We start from the raw sequence: 18,521 nt of genomic DNA on the forward strand, positions 1-18,521 counted from the left end.
GAATGGCGAAACTGTGCTGTCGGCTTTCTGTTGGAGGCTATCACGGAACCAACTTGCCGATTGCACGCTCTCATCGGGGAGGTCGCACATGGCTGCACGCGCATTTTGGCAGGGCCAGATCAAGCTGGCACTGGTGTCCATCCCGGTCGAAGTCTATCCCGCAACCAAATCGGGTGCGGCGGTCAGCTTTCGTCAGATTCACGAGCCAACCGGCAAACCCATTCATTATGAAAAGGTCGTGAGCGGCGTGGGGCCCGTCGACCGAGATGAGATCCTCAAGGGGTTCGAGCTTTCAAAAGGCAATTATGTGCTGCTCGAACAGGAGGAAATCGAAGCGGTCAAGATTGAGAGCCGCAAGACCCTCGACCTCGTCCAGTTCGTCGAGGCCGATGCGATCGACGTTCTTTATTATGAGAAGCCCTATTTCGTCGTACCCGCCGATGACCTCGCAGAAGAGGCCTATGCCGTGCTGCGGGATGCGCTGCGAAAGGCAAAGAAGGTCGGACTTGGCCAATTGTCGGTCCGTGGACGGGAACAGCTGGTATCGATCAAACCCTGTGGACGGGGGCTGGTCATGGAAGTTCTGCGCTATGCCGACGAGGTAACCAAGGCGCAGACATATTTCCGAGGTTTGCCTGCCGATACGGTGGATGAGGACATGCTCGATCTTGCTACCAGCATCATCGACAAGCGAACGGCGCCCTTCAAGCCGGAAGAGTTTCGCGATCGCTATGTCGATGCGCTCCATCGCCTGATCGAAAAGAAGAAAAAGGCCAAGGGGAAGCGGATAATAGAAGAGGTGGACGATGAGCCGGCGCGCAAGGGCGGCAATGTCATCGACCTGATGGCGGCGCTCAAGAAGTCAGCAGGAGAAACGGCTCGCACCCCAGCGACGAAGAAGAGGTCGAAAAGCGGTTCGGCGACAGACACTGGCAATAGACGTGCGACTGCAGCCAAGCGCAAAAGCGCGTGATGACGCTGAATCCCGATACCCCGCTCCACCTTATCGACGGGCCGGTCATGCTGCGCCTGAGCATTGCTGCTCTGCTCGGCCTGCTTTTGGGGCTCGACCGACAGATACGCGGCCATGCAGCGGGGCTACGCACCCATGGCCTCATCTGCTTCACCAGCGCCCTCATGACTGTCTGCGCAATCGCGCTGCACAATCAGTTGCAAGGCGAGGGAAATATAGATCCCCTGCGGGTCTTCGAAGCTTCTGCCGCATTTTCGGGCATCATAGCGACTGGCCTCATCATATTCAGCAAGGGTGAGATCAAGAATCTGACCACGGCAGCCCATATCTGGCTGGCGTCGATGATTGGAATCGCTTCCGGCGCTGCCCTCTGGCCCCTGGTCGCCAGTGCCACTCTCGTCGCGGTCCTCATGCTCAGCCTGCTGGGATTTGTGGAACGGCGCTGGCTCGCGTCCGAGGAGCGACAGGGCGAATGAGCCGGATCAATCCCCTTGCCTCCTATAATGCCAAACGGGACTTCAATCGCACCAGCGAGCCTGAAGGCAAGATGGCAAAGAAAGGCGGTAACAGTTTCGTTGTCCAGAAACATGCCGCCACAAGGCTGCACTGGGACTTCCGGTTGGAAGTCGATGGCGTGCTCAAGAGCTGGGCCGTCACCAAGGGGCCGAGCCTAGATCCCGATGACAAGCGGCTTGCTGTCCGCACCGAAGATCATCCTCTGAGCTATGGCAGTTTCGAGGGTAATATTCCCAAGGGCGAATATGGCGGCGGCAGTGTGATGCTCTGGGACCGCGGTTGGTGGGAACCGATCCCGGGAAAGAGCGCGAAGGATATAGAGGATGGCCATCTCCATTTCATCCTGCATGGCGAACGGATGAAGGGGGAATGGCTGCTGGTGCGGATGAAGGGGCGCGCGGGCGAAAAGCGCGAGAATTGGCTGCTCCGCAAGATTGAGGATGGCGAAGCCCGCCGGAATGGCGATCTGGTCGAGCGCGCGCTGACAAGTGTTCTGACTGACCGCTCGATGGCGCAAATCGCCGGGGACATCGCCGGCACGCAGTCATTGAAAGGCGCCAGGGGCAAGACATTCACGGATAGGATGCAGGCGGCAAACGCGCATAATGCAAAGATCGGCAGGACGAAGGTGAAGGCGATCGCCAAAACGGAGGCTATGCCGCGCTTCATCAAGCCGCAGCTTGCAACTTTGGTCGACCATGTACCGGTCGGCAACGAATGGCTGCACGAGATCAAATATGACGGATATCGCGCGCTCGTTGCAGTCAGTGGCGAAGCGATAAAAATATATACGCGCAGCGGCCTGGACTGGACGGACAAATTTGGTCCTTTGGCCGGAGCCATAAAAGCGCTCGACCTCCCGCCTGCATTGATCGACGGCGAGATCATCGCCTTTGACGCTGACGGCAATCCCAGTTTTTCGGCGCTGCAGGCGGTGTTGAAACGGGGCCATGGCGCGGAGCGAGCCGACACGCCGTTCCATTTCTTCGCTTTTGATCTTCTTTCATTTGACGGCATGGATTTGAAGTCTCTCCCCGCAATCGAGCGAAAGGAGCGGCTCGAAGCCTTATTGGCGGATGCAGAACAACCGATCCACGTTGCCGATCACCTGATCGGCTCGGGCGAGAAGCTCTACCGATCGCTTTGTCAGGCCGGGCAGGAAGGCATTATCGCAAAGCGCGTCGATGCGCCCTATCGCAGCGGACGGACACGCGCCTGGGTGAAGGTCAAATGCACTCGTCGGCAGGAATTCGTGATCGTCGGCTGGACCCGTAGCAAGGTAAAAGGGCGTGCCTTCTCCTCCCTGCTACTGGCGCAGCATGAAGGCGGTGCACTGGTCTATAAGGGCAAGGTCGGCACTGGTTTCGATGCCGCCACAATGACCGACCTGGCCGAGGCCATGAGTCCGATTGCGACCGGCACGTCGCAGATCATCATTTCCGCCGCCCAAGCGCGCGGCGTCCAATGGGTCAAACCCAAGCTCGTTGCGGAAGTCGGTTTTGCCGAGTTCACAAGGGAGGGTCTCGTGCGACATGGCAGTTTTCTGGGGCTACGAAGCGACAAGTTGGCAAAGACGGTCAAGCCCGAAAAAGCGGCCCCAACGCCTCCTTCGGCCACAGCCATCAGGATCAGCAATCGCGCGCGCGTGATTTTCCCGGAGAGCGGGCAGACCAAAGGGGAGTTGGCCGATTATTACGCGCGGATCGCCCCGCTGATGCTACCTTTCGCCGCCAATCGGCCGATCAGTCTTGTGCGATGCCCCCAGGGCCGCGCGAAGAAATGCTTTTTCCAGAAACATGACAGCGGCGCCTTTGGCGACCATGTCCGCCATGTTGCGATCCGCGAGAAAGACGGCGGCTCGGAAGATTATCTCTATGTCGACGATGCCGAAGGCCTGATCGCTTGCGTCCAGATGGGTACGATTGAATTTCATGGCTGGGCGAGCCGTGCCGATGCCGTCGAGAAGCCCGATCGCATGATCTTCGATCTTGATCCCGACGAGGGCATGGATTTTGCACGGGTGCGTGAAGCGGCAAAGGATATTCGCGATCATCTGCGCGACATCGGTCTGATCTCCTTCGCCATGCTGTCGGGAGGGAAGGGGGTCCATGTCGTCGTCCCCCTCAGCCCCACCCACGACTGGGACGCACATAAGGATTTCGCCGCCCGTTTCGCCCAGGCCTTGAGCGCGGCAGAACCCGATCGCTTTGTCGCCACGATGAGCAAGGCCAAGCGCAAGGATCGCATATTCATCGACTGGCTGCGCAATCAGCGCGGCAGCACCGCCATCCTCCCCTACTCGGCGCGGGCACGCGCCGGCGCGCCCGTAGCCATACCGGTCGACTGGGACGAATTGAACGATTTGCAGGACGCCCATCCCTACGAAATTGGAGATGCCGAAATATTGGGGGAGCGCGCGGGGAAGCTCAAAGGCTGGGGCTTCGCTGCGCAGACCCTGCCCGATCTATGATCCGTTTCGGGCACCATGAACCCCGCCATGCGTTGTTGGGAGAAGATCAGCATGAAAGGATCATAATGCCCCATCACAAGGAGCGTCCTGCCCGCAAAGCCACCAGTCGCCTTGCGCTCTACCTCGTCTTCGCATTCATCGTTGCAGCCATCCTGGCTTTCATCTGGGTCAACATGCACGCCTAATCGGGCGATAGCCCCTTAGTCCGAACCGGACTGCGCCACGGTCCGTGCCAGTTCATCGATCTGATCGACCGGGATACGTCTTGCTATCATCGCCATGGTGTCCGGCGGCAGGCGCGCGTCGATGACATTATCGTCTTGCTGCCAAAGCCGCAGGCGCGCAGCAAGATAGCCTGGCTTCTGCCCGGCAAGAATGGGCGCCGCCTTGCCGACTGCATGACAATTGCTGCAGGCGGGCAGGGGCTGACCGAAACGGTCCAGCCCCGGTGAACTGCGTGTGGTGGCAATATTCGCCAGCCCGGGCATCGCAGAGAAATAGGTCGCCAGCCTCGCCATGTCCTCGCGCCCGGTCGTTGCCAGCGCCGTCTGCATGACCGCACTGCTGCGCTTCCCCGACACATATTGGCGCATGCTGGCGACCAGATAGGCCGCGCTCTGCCCAGCCAGGACCGGAATATCGGATTGCTCCCTCCCCCGACCATCGACGCCATGGCAGCTTGTGCATGCCGACAAGGTTGCCGGAGCAACGCCGGGCAGACGTCCCTCCTCGCCAGCCTGGGTCAGCGCTTGATATTGCGCCGCCGTCATATGCGGCAAGCGCCGGACGAAAGCGGTCATGCGCCTTACTTCGTCCGGTCGATCAGCCGCCGCCCAGGCCGGCATGCCGGTGAATTTGACGCCATGCCGGATGATCCAGAATAATTCGCGATCCCGCCATTCCCCTGCCGTCCGGGCAAGATCAGGCGCTGGCGGCGTTGCCTGCTGCATCACGGGTGATGGACGCACACCCGGCGCGCCATGACAGACCTGGCAGGCCTGACGAAAATGCCCCGCTGCACTGACCAGGCCCTCATCGTCGAGCGGATCGGGCGGTGCGTCCAGCCAGGCATAAGTCCGCACGGAATTGCGCATCGTCCAGTGAAGGAACCAGTCGGTAATACGCCAATGGCCCGACGACGCGGAAATCTTCATGGCCCCGGACCAGGCGAACAGCATGCCGAGAACCCCAAGTCCGAGCAACGCGACAATTGCGCGCTTCAAGCTGATGCGAAGGATCATGCCGCCCCCCTCTGGCGCAGGAGGCTCGCCAACAGGACAAGACCACCGATGAAATAGCTGGCCCCGCCAACCAGCAGCATGAGGACACCGCTCAGTTGCTGGTCGATCAGCGGGTCCATGCCGGCCAGATGATGATGATCCGCCGCCGCGTAGAGAGGCCGTGGCGCCAGGCCTATCAGGACACCAAGCAGGGTCATATGCATCGATGTCAACAACAGGGCACCCATGCCAGCGGCCCGATGATCGGCGCGGAGCACCGATGACCAGAGCAGCAGACCTGCGCCAAGGAAACAGAACTGCTCGAGCCCGAGCAGAGGCAGGGACGTCATTGTCGCCGCGCGAAGGGCCGGCAGGTGCCAGAGCCAGACCGTGACAAGTTCCACCAACATCATCGCCATCGGGCTTGCGAGGCCGGGCCAGAGACGCGCAGGATCAAGCCGCCCTTGCGAAAGGCCAAGGGCAAGAAAAGGCGCTGCAATCGCCACGGCAATCATATGGCCTGCCATGTGGCCAGTCATGCCAAGCGGCAGCACAGCCAGGATCCAGCCGATCGGTACCAGCGCGAGGCCGGCGGCAAGTGCGGCGCGTTTCATCGGCAGTCCCGCAGGAAGATGACCGGAAGCGCCGTGAACAGCACCCCGACGAAGCTCAGCCCTGCCAGGAGCAAGGTCGACTTGGCCAGGAAACGGAGCCGGTCGATCCGGGTCGAGTCCTCATGGGGCGGCGGATTGCCCGGCAGGCGTGCCTGCGCCCAGGCGATCCATCCCGAAAGCCCGATCATCAGCAGCGCAAGCATCGTGCCGATGACGAACAGCAGCGGAAAACTGGCAAAGCGCCCGGCCTTGGCACAGGAGATGGCCGCCCAGAGATAGGACGCCAGGAAATGACCCGCCCAGATGGCTGGCGGCACGATCAGCGTCCAGAGCGTGACCTTGAGCCGCTCATGCCATTTGCCTCGCTCGCTCATGTGACCTGCGGGAACAGGCCGATCGTCGCATAGGTGACGATAGCGGTCAGCGCATAGAAATGCATGTAGACGGTGACGTTGCGCAGGTCCGCGTCATGCACCGGGGACATGCGCCCGGCGAGACTGCGCGCGAGTGCATAGCCCTGCATGATGACGGCAACGCCCGCATGGGCCGCGGCCCAGATGGCGAGTGTCCACACGATTGCAGGATAGCTGTGCGCCTGCGGGTCCATGCCATGGGTCCATGGTCCGGCGAGCCCTGCCCCGACTCCGGCAAGGCTGAGTAGTAGCGCGACCATGAGGCAGAGCCGTGCCATGCCGACATGCTTGCGGGCATGCACCTCGCGCGCGCCTAGCGTCAGCAGCCAGCTTGCGATGCCCAAGAACAATGCGAGCATGGGCCAGGCCATGCCGGGACCGTCCGCCAGAGCGACCGGCGGGAAATCGGCATGGCGGGTCCAGAAGAAGAAATAGCCGAAGACCAGTCCGGAAAACGCGGTCGCATCGGCCATCATCGTGATGAACATCGCCCACCAGCCTGGCGCAGAGGGCCCGGAGAGATAGAGCGGCAGCTCAAGGCCGTGGCCGATCGGTTTGCACGGCTTTTCGGGAATTTCGGCCGTCCCGGTCCAGAGCCACCACAGCGCCATGGCGAGTGTGGCAACGCCACTGACGAGCGCAGCCCAGTAGAGATGATAGGTGGTGAGGATGAAGACCCCGCCGAGCGCGACCGCCGTCAGCATGGGCTTGATGCTAGGGGTTCCCAGGCGGATCACGGCCAGTGGCCGGGCATCAAGGACGCTCGTGACGATCGTCTCGCGTCGCCCCTCCTGTGCATCGGGCAGGAAGAAGCGGCCCTCATCCACCTTGCGCACGAAATCTGTCTGGTCCCAGATTGGATAGCGGCTCTCGATCAATGGCACCGACCTTATGCCCCAGTCCTCGTCCTCGGGATGGGCGAGCCACTCCAGCGTGCCCGCATTCCAGGGATTGCGGACGGCCCGAACACGGCGCGGCGAGAGGCTAAGATCGACGCATATCACCGCCACCCCCGCGGCAAACAGCCAGGCCCCCAGGGTGGACGCCATGTTGAGCCCGCCCAGCCCCAGCTCGGTAGGATAGGTGAAGACGCGCCGCGGCATGCCCATGAGCCCGGAAAGGTGCATCGGGAAGAAGGTCAGGTTGGCGCCGACGAACAGCATCCAGAAAGCGATCCGGCCAAGCCGGTCGGACAGTTTCTTGCCCGTCACCAACGGCCAATAATAATAGAGGCCGGCAAAAAGCGGCATCAACGTGCCGCCGATCAGCACGTAATGGAGATGGGCGACGACGAAATAGCTGTCATGCGCCTGCCAGTCGAACGGTGCGACTGCCACCATCACGCCGGTAAGACCACCGATCACGAAAATGGCGAGGCTGCCGGTCGCATAGAGTAGGGGTGTGGACCAGGTGACCCGCCCAGCCCACAGCGTCGCTATGAACACGAAGATCTGGACGCCGGTCGGAATGGCCACGGCTTCGGAGGCAGCCGAGAAGAAGGCGAGGCTGATCTTCGGCAGCCCGCTGGTGAACATGTGGTGGACCCACAGGCCGAAGGACAGGAATGCGGTGCCCACAGCGGCCAGCACGATCCATGGATAGCCCAGCAGATGGCGGTTGGCGAAGGTCGGCACCAGCATCGCGAACAGCGCGATCGAGGGCAGGAATATGATGTAGACTTCGGGATGACCGAAGATCCAGAACAGATGCTGCCACAGGAGCGGATCCCCGCCCCGGCGCGCATCGAAGAAGGGCCAGTCGAGCAGCCTTTCCATTTCGAACAATATGTCGCCGGCGATGAGCGGCGGAAAGGCAAAGAGGATCATCACCGCCACGACCAGTATGTACCAGGCATATAGCGGCATGAGATTGAGCCGCATGCCCGGCGGTCGACATTTGAGCACGCCGACGATCAGTTCGACTGCGGCCGCGACCGACGACACCTCGATGAAGGAAAGGCCGAGCATCCAGATATCGGCTCCGAGCCCCGACAGGTCGGTGCGGGTGGTCAGCGGTGGATACATGAACCAGCCGCCGTCAGGGGCGGCATTGAAGAAGATCGATCCCCCGACGAACAGCCCGCCGATCAGGAAGGACCAGTAGCCAAAGGCCGACAGGCGAGGGAACGGCAGGTCGCGCGCGCCCAGCAATTGCGGCAGCAGGATGATCGACACCGCCTCGAACATCGGCACGGCGAAGAGAAACATCATCATCGAGCCGTGCAGGGTGAAGAGCTGGTTGAAGGTATCAGGCCCAACCAGATCATTGTCGGGCACGGCAAGCTGGGTGCGCATGATGAGCGCGAGCACGCCGGCAAAGAGCATGAAGCCAAAGGCGGTCAGCACATACCAGACGCCGACGCGATTATTGTTGCAGTCGGTCCAGCGCAGGAAGATCCCCCTGGGCGGCGCCCACACCGCGCGCAGCCTTTCTTCCTGCGCCGCGCGGAGCGCCGGGTCATCCTGATCGTGGAGGCTCATTTCAGCCCCTCGAGATAATGGGCAATGGCAATGGCCTCCTGCTCGGACAGCTGGGGATAGGCGGGCATGCGCGCGCCTGGCTTTGCGATCTGGGGCGCTCGGATGAAGGCGGCGATATTGGCGGTGGTCGGTGGCAATATCCCGGCCCCCAGCGTCCGCCTCTGTCCAAAACGGCTAAGGTCAGGCCCGATCGCCGCATCATGCGCGGTTCCCCGGATGGCATGGCAGGCGCCGCAGCCATGCGCATCGAAGAGAGACTGGCCCCTCGATGGGACCAGGCCCTTGCCGGCCCCGCGCGCGCCCGCCAGCCATGCGTCGAAATCAGCCGGGTTCATCGCGATCACGTCGAAGGCCATTAGCGCGTGCGACAGGCCGCAAAACTCCGCGCAAACGCCCCGGAAGCGGCCGGCCTTTTCGGCGCGCACAACCAGCCTGTTGGTCCGTCCGGGTATCATGTCCATCTTCCCGGCAAGACCGGGAATCCAGAAACTGTGGATCACGTCCTGCGCGCCGAGTTCAAGGATCACCGTCCGCCCCACGGGAAGGCGGATCTCATTGGCAGAAACAAGTCCAGGCCCCGCGCGTGATGCCCCATAGGCGACCCGCCACCAGAATTGCTCGCCCTCGACCCGAATGGTGAGGTCGCCAGGCGCTGTCTCGCGCGGGCGCATGGCAGGCAACGCATAGAGAAGCAGCGCGCCAAGGATCAGGGCCGGGCCGATGGCGCCCAGCCACAGGATGATCCGCATGCCGCTACGATGGCTGAGCGCCCCTTCCGGAGCGCGAAGCGCACGAACATAGATGAGGACCATGACCGTCACGATGATCGCCGCGCCGATGGTCAACAGGATCGCCATCTCGCGCACCTGCCGTGCTTCGGCGCCGAAGACATGGAGGGCCGACTGCTGCGCATTGCAGGCGCCAAGGCCGAGCAGTAAAATGGTCCAGAGCCATGGATTGCGCATTGCGCCCGCGTCACCCCTTTCGCGCCGCATCCTATGTGCAGCGTCTTTCGTGCCAACACGCGAAGCGGCATCCGGTTCAAACATTTCTGTTTCGTAACAAGTGGATGAATTGCCGGTGTCGGCGAAACCAAAAGCCAGCCGGCGCATTGGCGAGGGATCGTTCTTCCTTCGACAAGGAGACCTGTCTTGCCCAGCGCCCCGCCGCGCACCCGGCCCCTGCTCCATCCGCTTCACGGCCTGCTGCTCGCCTGGCCGGTCGCCCTGTTTCCCGCTGCCCTGCTGTCGGACATCACCTATCTCAACAGCGCGGAAATCCAGTGGAGCAATTTTTCGGCCTGGCTGATCACCGGCGCACTGATCGGCGGCGGCCTGGTATTGCTATGGGCCTTGATCGCGCTGGCGCGCGCCAAAGGGCCTGCACGTCGGCAGCATGGCCTTTATCTGCTGCTGTTGGCGCTGATGTGGGTCTGCGGGCTCATCAACGCCTTCCAGCATAGCCGCGACGGCTGGAGTTCGGTCGGGACCATTGGCCTTATCCTCTCCATCCTCAGCAGCCTGGCTGCCCTTGCCGCGGGCTGGACGGCCTTTGCGAGCTATCGGGAGGTTCGGCCATGACCGTGCGTGCCTTCATCCTGGGCGCCAGTCTCCTGGCACTTGCCGCCTGCGGGCGCAGCCAGCCTGGCCTTGACCAGACCGGCGACCGGCCGGATCTGCCCGATCAGCGCCAGACATTGCTGCCGCCGATGAAAATCGCGACGCCCGCTGGCTGGGGGAATGAAAAGTCGACGGCACCGGCCGGCTTTAGCGTGACGGCCTTTGCCACGGGGCTCGCCATTCCGCGCCAGATGCTGGTGCTGCCCAATGGCGACATTCTGGTGGCGGAAGGGTCAGGGGGATCGGCCCCCGCCCTGCGGCCCAAGGATGTCATCGCGACCCAGATCAAGGCCATGGGGAAGACATCGGTAAAGGGTGGCAATCGCATCACCCTGCTGCGCGATGCCGATGGCGATGGCCGCGCCGAATTGCGCAGTACGCTCATCACCGGATTGAATGCACCCTATGGCCTCGCCCTGGTCGAGGGCCAGCTCTATGTCGCGACACAGGACGCGCTGCTGCGCTTTCCCTATCGCGAGGGCGAAACGCGCATCACCATACCGGGCGTTGAGGTGACCAGATTGCCCTCGCGCATCAATCATCACTGGACCAAGTCGCTGGCAGCTGGCCCGGACGGATCGAAACTCTACGTCGGTATCGGCTCCAACAGCAATGTCGGCGAACGCGGCATGGCGGTGGAGGAAGATCGCGCCGTCATCTGGGAGGTTGATCGCCAGTCCGGCATGCATCGCACCTATGCCTCGGGCATCCGCAATCCGACAGCCCTTGCAGTTGAGCCGCAGACGCGCCGGCTCTGGGCCGTGGTGAACGAACGCGATGAGCTCGGACCGCAACTGGTGCCCGATTATATGACTGCGGTTCGCCCCGGGGCCTTTTATGGCTGGCCCTACAGCTATTGGGGACAGAATGTCGATCCGCGGGTGCATCCTCAGAATGCCGATATGGTGCGACGCGCGATCCGGCCCGATTATGCCCTGGGATCCCATGTCGCGGCACTCGGTATCAGCTTTGTAACAAGCCCCGGTCTTGGCCCCACCTATGCGCAGGGCGCCTTCGTCGGGGAGCATGGCAGCTGGAACAGGCAGGATCTCGCCGGCTATAAAGTGGTCTTCATTCCCTTCGCCAATGGGCGGCCGACCGGTAAGCCCCAGGATTTCCTGACCGGGTTCATCAAGGATGGACATGCCCGCGGACGGCCGGTGGGCGTGAGCTATGATCTGGTCCATGGCGCGCTCCTGGTCGCCGATGATCTATCCAACAGCGTCTGGCGGATAGCCCCAACCCGTCGCTGACATGAGGCAGAGGGCAAGGAGAGAGAAAATGGAGAAACGACAGGAAGACGGCGAAACGGTGACCCATCTGTCGAAAGTCGAGGCACGCAGCGGATCGCGTACCACCGTGACCCGCTCCATATTGGTGACAAGCCTCGCGCTCGTCATTGCGGTTCTGCTCATTGTGGTTGCGATCGGCTATTTCAGGGCCGACAAGACCGGCGCGGATGAGGTTAACAGCGATAACCGCGCAGGATCGGCCGCCCCCAGGACTGAAGCCGTCGAGTAATAGCGGCAATATCAGGTTAAATGCGCCAAGTGGATGGAAAGAACGCCGTCGTGCGCGGTGACAGGATGGCGAAGTCCGTCTATCCCCAAGTCATGGCCTCCATTTTTTCTCCGGCGCCCACGCACGCGGATTCGCTCAGAACACGGATAGCCTCTTTCCCGTGGGAGAAAACGGCACTGGGAGCCAAGGCCGGCTGGCCAATTTCGCTGCGGACCACGGTCGAGCTCGCGCTCGCCTCGGATTTTCCGATGTTCATCATGTGGGGGGAGGCGCAGATATTCCTCTACAATGATGCCTATGCGCCCTTTTTGGGAGCTCGTCACCCCGCAGCACTTGGCCAATCGATGTGCGATGTCTGGCCCGAGATCTGGTCCGAGCTCTCGCCCCTGATCGATAGAGCCCTTGGCGGCGAGACGGTTTCGGTCGAGGACATGCACCTCGTCATGACCCGCAATGGTGATGCCGAGGATACATGGTGGACCTTCTGCTACAGTCCGTTGCGCGACGACGCAGGCGATATCATCGGCGTGCTCGATATCGCGGTGGATGTGACGCAGAAGTTTACGGACGCCCGCAGGATCGAGGAAAAACGGGCAAGGCTGGAGAAAAGCGAAGCGCGTTTCAGCGCATTGGTAAGCGCGACCTCGGACGCAATCTATCAGATGAGCGCCGACTGGCAGGAAATGCGCCACCTCGACGGACGTGGTTTCCTCGTCGACACGCAAGCACCATCTGTTCGCTGGCTTGAACTCTATGTTCCAACGGATGACCATTCCATCGTGATGGACGCGATCGCCCGCGCCATCGAAGCCAGGTCCCCCTTCATGCTGGAGCATCGCGTACGTCAGGCTGATGGCACCATCGGCTGGACAGCGTCCCGCGCCGTCCCCATCCTCGACGATGACGGCAATATCCTTGAGTGGTTCGGCACGGCCACCGATGTAACGGCCTCGCATCTTTCGCGCGAAGCTCTGGCCACAAGCCGGGAAAAGCTGGAACTCGCGACACGCGCGGCCCGCCTTGGTCAGTTCGACTATTGGCCGCAAACCGGACAGCTTGAATGGGACGATCGCTGTCGTGCCCTTTTTGGCCTGCATCCCGGTGCCCCCGTCAGCTATGAAACCGCCTTTCTGGCGGGCCTGCATCCCGAGGATCGCGAAGGGGCCGACGCAGCGGTGCGCGCCGCGCTCGATCCGGCCGGCAGCGGCATTTTCGACACCGAGTATCGGACCGTCGGGATCGAGGATGGGGTCGAACGACATATCCATGCTCAGGGCCTGGCGATGTTCGAGGGCCAGGCCCCGATTCGCCTTATCGGTACCGTGCAGGACGTCACGGCCGATCGCCAGGCGCAGGCCAGTTTGCGGGAGGTCGAGGAGCGGCTGCGTCTTGCCGGACGGGCTACCAATGATGCGGTATGGGACTGGAACTTCAGCGACGATCATGTGACCTGGAACATCGCCCTTGAGCATGCCTATGGGCACAGGCTCGAAGATGTCGAACCGACCGGCGAGTGGTGGCTGGACCATATCCACCCGGATGACCGGCAGCGGATCAATGACAGCATCCACGCGGTGATCGATGGTAAGGGGACTGACTGGACTGACGAATATCGCTTCGCACGCGGCGACGGCAGCTATGCCGATGTGCTTGATCGCGGCTATGTTCTGCGTACGCCTGCCGGCGAGCCGCTGCGTATGGTCGGCGCGATGCAGGACATGTCAGCTCGCAAGGCTGTCGAGCGCCAGCTTGAGGAGGATCGTCGCAGGCTCATCGAGGAGGTCGAGACCAAGACGGCCGAGCGCGACAGGGCTGAGGACGCCCTGCGCCAGTCGCAGAAGATGGAAGCGGTCGGCCAGCTGACTGGTGGCCTTGCCCATGATTTCAACAATCTGCTGACGGGTATTTCCGGCGCCCTGGAAATGATGCAGATACGCATAGCGCAGGGCCGGGTCGGCGAGATCGACAAATATTCTGTCGCAGCCCAGGGCGCCGTGCGCCGCGCCGCTGCGCTCACCCACCGCCTGCTCGCCTTCTCCCGCAGGCAGACGCTCGATCCCAAACCGGTCAATTCCAATCGGCTGATATTCGATCTGGAAGAACTCATCCGGCGCACGGTTGGGCCGCAGATCGAGGTTGAGACCGTGGGCAAGGCCGGCATCTGGACCACCCTGGTCGATCCCAATCAGCTTGAAAATGCGCTGCTCAACCTCTGCATCAACGCGCGCGATGCGATGCCAGATGGCGGGCGCATCACGATCGAGACCGCAAACAAATGGCTGGACGACGCAGCAGCGCGCGAGCGCGATCTGGAACCGGGCCAATATGTCTCGATCTGCGTGACAGACACCGGCACGGGCATGACGCCAGAGGTGATTTCCCGCGCCTTCGATCCCTTTTTCACGACCAAGCCGCTGGGCGAAGGCACTGGCCTTGGCCTATCGATGATCTATGGATTCGCACGTCAGTCCGGCGGCCATGTGCGGATCTATAGCGAGGTCGGGACGGGTACGACCATGTGCCTCTATCTGCCCCGCCACTTCATGGAAGACGAGGAAAGCGAGGACGCGTCAGTCATTCCATCGCTGAGTGAGCAGGCGGCCAGCAATGAATCACGACGCGGTACGATCCTGGTGGTCGATGATGAGCCCACGGTTCGGCTCCTCGTTGTCGAGATAGCGCAGGAACTGGGCTATGATGTGCAGGAAGCGATGGACGGCCCAGGCGCCATGCGGCTGTTGCAAAATGGCGTGGCAATCGACCTGCTGATCACGGATGTGGGCTTGCCCGGCGGGATGAACGGTCGACAGGTTGCCGATGCCGCACTCAGCCTCCTGCCGGAGCTCAAGGTCCTGTTCATTACCGGCTATGCTGAAAATGCCGTCATCGGCAATGGCCAGCTCGCGCCCAATATGGCGCTCGTCACCAAGCCGTTCGCGATGGACGCATTGGCAAAGCGGATTGGCGATATGCTGCCCTGATCCCGCGAGGCGGCAATCGACCGAGCACTGCGCCGCCTCCAATATCAAGAGATCGTCAATCTTGCGGTACGACCGGCGGTCGGCCTGACAAGATTTTGCGGCTGAGTTTCAGGCAAGGCTTCAGGCCGCGACGGATCATGTACGGGGTCTTCCGCGTTCATGGGGCAAGCAAAAAGGACAGAGATGATGCTTGCCAACGCCCGCCGTGAAATCCTGACCCGCCCGATCTTCTCCCTCGTCGAGGCAGCCCTGCCCGCCCTTTCCGCTACGGAGAGCGAAGCGATCGAGGCTGGCAACAGCTGGTGGGACGCGGCCCTGTTTACCGGCAATCCGGATTGGGATCAGCTCCTTGCCGTGCCGCCCGCCAGGCTCACCGACGCGGAGCAGGCCTTCATGAATGGCCCTCTCGAACAGCTGTGCGGCATGATCGACGACTGGCGCATGACTTGGGAAACGCACGACCTGTCGCAGGAAGCCTGGGACTTTCTCAAGCAGGAAAAATTCTTCGGCATCATCATTCCCGAGGAACATGGCGGCCTTGGTTTTTCCAATTTCGCCCATAGCGAGATTGTCCGCAAGATCGCGACCCGATCCGTGTCCGCGGCCGTCACCGCGATGGTCCCCAACAGCCTGGGGCCGGGCGAACTCATCCTGCGCTTTGGAACCAAGGAACAACAGCACCACTGGCTGCCGCGGCTGGCGGATGGTCGCGAAATTCCTGCCTTTGGCCTGACCAGCCCGGAAGCCGGCTCCGATGCGGCGGCGATGATCGACGAAGGGGTCGTCTGCAAGGGTCAGTGGGACGGCGAGGAGGTGGTGGGCATCCGCCTCAACTGGCGCAAGCGCTATATCACCCTGGGTCCGGTCGCGACCTTGCTGGGCCTCGCCTTCAAGCTGCGCGATCCCGACCATCTGCTGGGCGGGCAGGAGGAGATCGGGATCACGGTCGCGCTGGTGCCTACCGACCTGCCCGGCGTGTCGATCGGGCGCCGGCATATCCCCTCGATGCAGAGTTTCCAGAACGGCCCCAATGAGGGCCATGACGTGTTCATCCCGCTCGACAACATCATCGGCGGCCCGGATCGCGTCGGCCAGGGATGGAAAATGTTGATGAGCGCGCTGGCGGCCGGCCGCGGCATTTCCCTGCCCTCCCTGTCTGCCGCCGCCGGCGCCTTCGCTGCCCATACGACCGGTGCCTATGCGCGGGTCCGCTCCCAGTTCAACCTGCCGATCGGCAAGTTCGAAGGGATACAGGAGCGGCTGGCGCGGATCGCGGCCAATGCCTATCTGCTCGATGGCGCCCGCCGCCTGACCTGCGCGGGGCTCGATCAGGGCAACCACCCCGCCGTCATTTCCTCGATCCTCAAGCTGCACGCGACCGAGCGCATGCGGACCGTCATCAACGACGCGATGGACGTGCATGGCGGCAAGGGCGTGATCGACGGGCCCAATAATTATCTGGGTAACCAGTATCGCGCGATCCCGGTCGGCATCACGGTCGAGGGCGCCAATATCCTCACCCGCAGCCTGATGGTATTCGGCCAGGGCGCGATCCGCTCCCACCCCTATCTGCTCAAGGAGATCCGCGCGGTCGCAGATGCCAATCGCGGGCGGGCGCTGGCGCAGTTCGACGATGTGCTGTGGAAGCATGTCGGCCACGCGCTCAAGACCGCGATCCGCGCTTTCGCGCGCAACTGGACCGGCGGCCTGTTTGCGCCGGCGCCCAAGGCCGGGCGCGCGACCCGCTATTATCGCCAGATGAGCCGCTATGCGGCGGCCTTTGCGTTCATATCCGACATTGCCTTCCTGACGCTAGGCGGTGAGCTCAAGCGGCGGGAACTCCTCTCTGCCCGGCTGGGCGACATACTGTCCGAACTCTATCTTCTTTCCGGCGCCCTCAAGCGGTGGGAGGATGAAGGGCGACAGGATGATGACCTTCCCCTGCTCGCCTGGTGCATGGACAGCGGCTTCGCGACGATCGAACAAAGGTTCGTCGAGATCATCGAGAATTTCCCCGCGCGGCCCGTGGGCTGGATGCTGCGCCTGTTCATCCTCCCCTTTGGCCGCCGTCGCCATGGCCCGACCGACCGGACCATCCGTCAGTGCGCGCAGATCATCCTGGAACCCTGCCCAGCGCGCGAACGGCTGATCGACAATGTGTTCATCGGCGGCCCGGAAGAACCCGTCGCCCGCCTGACCGAAGCCTTTCGCCTGATGGTCGACACCCAGCCGATCCATGACCGGCTGCGCAAGGCGCGGATCAAGGATTGGGCCAAGGCGCGCGAGCGCGGCCTGCTGTCGAGCGCAGAACTGGCGCAGCTTGAAGAGGCCGATCGCGCGGTCGCGGACGTCATCGCCGTGGATGATTTTGCACCCGAGGAGCTGCGGCGCAATCCCGCTGCATCGGACCTGGCACAGGCCGCCGAATGAGCCGGCCGGTCTATATTGTCGATGGCGCCCGCACACCGTTTCTCAAAGCGCGCGGCGGCCCCGGCCCGTTCACGCCTGTTGACCTGGCGGTACAATGTGGGCGCCCCCTCCTGCTAAGGCAGAAATTTGCCCCCGCGGATTTCGATCAGGTCATATTGGGGTGCGTCAACGTCATCGCCGATGAAGCCAATCCGGCGCGCGTCGCTGCCCTGCGTCTGGGCTGCGGGACGCAGACGACCGCCTTTACCGTTCAGATCAATTGCGGTTCGGGCATGCAGTCGATGGACACCGCCTACCGCTATATCGCCGATGGCGGCAGCGACCTCATCCTGGCCGGCGGTGCCGAAGCGCTCAGTCACGCCCCGCTCGTGTTTCGCCAGGATGCCGTCCAATGGTTCGCCGCGATGCAGGGCGACAAGACCAGCCCCTTGGCCTCGCTGAAAGCGGCCAGCGGATTTCGTCCCGACTTCCTCAAGCCCATCATCGGACTGGAACGCGGCCTCACTGATCCCATCACCGATCTTGGCATGGGCCAGACCGCCGAAATATTGGCGCACCTCTTCTCCATATCGAGGGCGGAGGCGGACGCTTATGCCGTCGAAAGCCACAAGCGTCTTGCCAGGGCGCAGTCGGAGGGATGGCTGGAGGGGGAACTTCTTCCTGCTTTTGCCAGGGATGGAACCGTATATTCCCAGGATGATGGGGTGCGGCCCGACAGCAGCACAGAAAAGCTCGCGACGCTGAAGCCGGTTTTCGAGCGCCCTTATGGGAAGGTCACTGCGGGCAATAGTTCGCAGATCAGCGACGGCTCCTGCTGGACCATCCTCGCCTCGCAAGAGGCGGTCGAGCGCCATGGCCTTATGCCCCGTGCGCGGATCGTCGACAGCCAGTGGTCGGCGCTTGATCCAGCCATCATGGGCCTGGGTCCGGTGCTCGCCTCGACGGCACTCCTCAAGCGCAACGGTCATGGATTGGCGGACATCGACCTGTGGGAATTGAATGAAGCCTTCGCTGCACAGGTGCTGGCATGTCTTGCGGCATGGGAGGACGAAGCATTCTGTCGCACCATATTGGGCCTTGAGGGGGCGGCCGGGCGCATCGATCCCTCGCGCCTCAATGTCGATGGCGGCGCGATTTCCCTTGGGCACCCCGTGGGCACGAGTGGCACGCGGATCGCACTGCATCTGGTGCAGGCGATGGAGCGGCTCGGGCTGAGGCGCGGCATCGCCACCGAATGTATTGGCGGCGGCCAGGGCGGCGCCATGTTGATCGAACGGCTGTGAA

General features: G+C 62.5%; 14 protein-coding genes. 9 read left to right on the forward strand and 5 right to left on the reverse strand.

Features of this window, described 5'->3' with window-relative positions:
- Positions 1-88: 88 nt before the first annotated feature.
- Genes ku through ligD form a run of 3 tightly spaced genes read left to right on the forward strand, consistent with a single transcriptional unit; the run spans position 89 to position 3,959 of the window.
- Positions 89-973, forward strand: coding sequence for a non-homologous end joining protein Ku (ku, locus tag U0025_RS21165; protein WP_004209543.1), 885 nt, complete (start codon positions 89-91; stop codon positions 971-973).
- Positions 973-1,449 carry an MgtC/SapB family protein gene (locus U0025_RS21170; RefSeq protein WP_004209544.1) on the forward strand — a complete coding sequence of 159 codons (477 nt, stop codon included), beginning with the start codon at positions 973-975 and terminating at the stop codon, positions 1,447-1,449. The genes ku and U0025_RS21170 overlap by 1 nt, the downstream gene beginning before the upstream one ends.
- Positions 1,446-3,959 carry a DNA ligase D gene (gene ligD / locus U0025_RS21175; RefSeq protein ID WP_004209545.1) on the forward strand — a complete coding sequence of 838 codons (2,514 nt, stop codon included), beginning with the start codon at positions 1,446-1,448 and terminating at the stop codon, positions 3,957-3,959. The genes U0025_RS21170 and ligD overlap by 4 nt, the downstream gene beginning before the upstream one ends.
- 200 nt (positions 3,960-4,159) lie before the next feature.
- Here the strand turns inward: ligD and U0025_RS21180 are convergent, their stop codons facing one another.
- Genes U0025_RS21180 through coxB form a run of 5 tightly spaced genes read right to left on the reverse strand, consistent with a single transcriptional unit; the run spans position 4,160 to position 9,651 of the window.
- Positions 4,160-5,200: a c-type cytochrome gene (locus U0025_RS21180; RefSeq protein WP_004209547.1), complete on the reverse strand. Its 1,041-nt coding sequence runs from the start codon at positions 5,198-5,200 to the stop codon at positions 4,160-4,162.
- On the reverse strand, positions 5,197-5,793 hold the full coding sequence (locus tag U0025_RS21185; protein ID WP_004209548.1) for a cytochrome c oxidase assembly protein: 597 nt from the start codon (positions 5,791-5,793) through the stop codon (positions 5,197-5,199). Before U0025_RS21185 ends, U0025_RS21180 begins: the two co-directional genes overlap by 4 nt.
- Complete coding sequence (locus U0025_RS21190; protein WP_004209549.1) at positions 5,790-6,167, reverse strand: hypothetical protein; 378 nt, start codon at positions 6,165-6,167, stop codon at positions 5,790-5,792. Before U0025_RS21190 ends, U0025_RS21185 begins: the two co-directional genes overlap by 4 nt.
- A complete protein-coding gene (locus U0025_RS21195) occupies positions 6,164-8,686 on the reverse strand; it encodes a cbb3-type cytochrome c oxidase subunit I (RefSeq protein WP_004209550.1) in 2,523 nt (840 codons plus the stop codon). Before U0025_RS21195 ends, U0025_RS21190 begins: the two co-directional genes overlap by 4 nt.
- Positions 8,683-9,651 (reverse strand): cytochrome c oxidase subunit II, encoded by a 969-nt coding sequence (gene coxB / locus U0025_RS21200; RefSeq protein WP_004209551.1) that lies wholly within the window; start codon positions 9,649-9,651, stop codon positions 8,683-8,685. The genes U0025_RS21195 and coxB overlap by 4 nt, the downstream gene beginning before the upstream one ends.
- Before the next feature lie 186 nt (positions 9,652-9,837).
- Here coxB and U0025_RS21205 point away from each other — a divergent pair, with 186 nt between their 5' ends.
- The 6 genes from U0025_RS21205 to U0025_RS21230 all read left to right on the forward strand — a co-directional run bounded on the left by U0025_RS21205 (position 9,838) and on the right by U0025_RS21230 (position 18,520).
- Positions 9,838-10,266 (forward strand): DUF2231 domain-containing protein, encoded by a 429-nt coding sequence (locus tag U0025_RS21205; protein WP_004209552.1) that lies wholly within the window; start codon positions 9,838-9,840, stop codon positions 10,264-10,266.
- Complete coding sequence (locus tag U0025_RS21210) at positions 10,263-11,558, forward strand: PQQ-dependent sugar dehydrogenase (RefSeq protein WP_004209553.1); 1,296 nt, start codon at positions 10,263-10,265, stop codon at positions 11,556-11,558. Before U0025_RS21205 ends, U0025_RS21210 begins: the two co-directional genes overlap by 4 nt.
- A gap of 28 nt (positions 11,559-11,586) precedes the next feature.
- Complete coding sequence (locus U0025_RS21215; RefSeq protein WP_004209555.1) at positions 11,587-11,826, forward strand: hypothetical protein; 240 nt, start codon at positions 11,587-11,589, stop codon at positions 11,824-11,826.
- Positions 11,827-11,846: 20 nt separating this feature from the next.
- Positions 11,847-14,807, forward strand: a complete 2,961-nt coding sequence (locus U0025_RS21220) for a PAS domain-containing protein (RefSeq protein WP_004209556.1) — start codon at positions 11,847-11,849, stop codon at positions 14,805-14,807.
- 183 nt (positions 14,808-14,990) lie between these two features.
- A complete protein-coding gene (locus tag U0025_RS21225) occupies positions 14,991-17,237 on the forward strand; it encodes an acyl-CoA dehydrogenase (protein ID WP_004209557.1) in 2,247 nt (748 codons plus the stop codon).
- A complete protein-coding gene (locus U0025_RS21230) occupies positions 17,234-18,520 on the forward strand; it encodes an acetyl-CoA C-acetyltransferase (protein ID WP_004209558.1) in 1,287 nt (428 codons plus the stop codon). The genes U0025_RS21225 and U0025_RS21230 overlap by 4 nt, the downstream gene beginning before the upstream one ends.
- Position 18,521: the final 1 nt, after the last annotated feature.

Origin of the sequence: Sphingobium yanoikuyae (assembly GCF_034424525.1) — a bacterium.
Taxonomy (GTDB): domain Bacteria; phylum Pseudomonadota; class Alphaproteobacteria; order Sphingomonadales; family Sphingomonadaceae; genus Sphingobium; species Sphingobium yanoikuyae.